This window comes from Shewanella sp. GutCb (assembly GCF_002836135.1).
In the GTDB taxonomy this organism is placed as follows: Bacteria; Pseudomonadota; Gammaproteobacteria; order Enterobacterales; family Shewanellaceae; genus Shewanella.
On record NZ_PJBL01000062.1, the window covers coordinates 1 to 918 of the forward strand.

Genomic DNA, 918 nt, shown 5'->3' on the forward strand with positions numbered 1-918 from the left:
TGCATTAAACGTTACAGCCAGGCCGTCACCGACCAAGGCCCCTTCATCCAGCAGTGTTTCGCTCGCTTTCGGATCCAGAACTTCAGCCGAATTAGCATTAAGTAACGGGCTAACTTGCGGTATTTCTGCGTCCACAAATTTGATTTTAAGCCGAGGATCATCGCCAAGCTGCGCAATTTGAGACTCACTAAAGTCATCGACGTTGAACTTGTTTTCACCTTTGCAAAAGCCGGTACCGGCGCGTCTATAGCCGTGATGCGCAAGACAAGTGATGGTAATAAGGCGCAGCTTGTTAGCCTCTGTAGGATTTGATTTAACCATTTCATGAATTCTCCAGTTAAAAAAAGGAACGCTTAGATTCGAGAGTGCTGCGCTGCTAGGATCTAGATTCTAGAAGCGAGCCTGCGAGCGCTCTAGCAGGCTGGAACAGCCGCTCTCGTGTTGACTTGCTATGCCAACCAAGGCACCACTAAAATGTCGACAGCGTTGTATAGCGGGTTGGTTCCACCACCGACTAGCTCGCGCATTTTGAATATTTCTTCGGCGGCTGACTCATGGCTTGGGCCAACCACCAGCAATTTAGGCATCACGTTTAGCGGGCGACCTTCATCGCTCTTAAGGCTCTTCATTGCTGTTCTAGCAGCTTTAAAGTTGGCCTCATTCAAGGTCGCTTTTGAGCCGAACGCTAACTGCCACAACCCGAACCCCGCATTGACACGGGCATCAACGCCATAGCGATATTCGTCACGCATAAACACGCTTTCATCGTCGTCTTTAGTCATCGCCTTAATGCTGTAATCACGGCGACGCTGAAACATCAGCGGCTTGATGGGACGGTTCACATCGAGCAGGAACCAGGCTGCACCGCTCCCAGCCTGCATATTACTGACCGAGTTAAGCCCGTTATCTTCATTACCT

Annotated in this window: 2 protein-coding genes; both read right to left on the reverse strand. The window is 50.1% G+C overall.

Going from position 1 to position 918, the window contains the following annotated elements; all coding sequences use genetic code 11:
• Positions 1 to 321, reverse strand: a 321-nt coding sequence (locus CXF86_RS19955) for an HI1506-related protein (protein WP_257985424.1), incomplete at its 3' end; no start/stop codon positions are given.
• A gap of 128 nt (positions 322 to 449) precedes the next feature.
• Positions 450 to 918 (reverse strand): Mu-like prophage major head subunit gpT family protein (locus tag CXF86_RS19960; protein ID WP_180961117.1); only part of this gene is annotated, 469 nt, incomplete at its 5' end.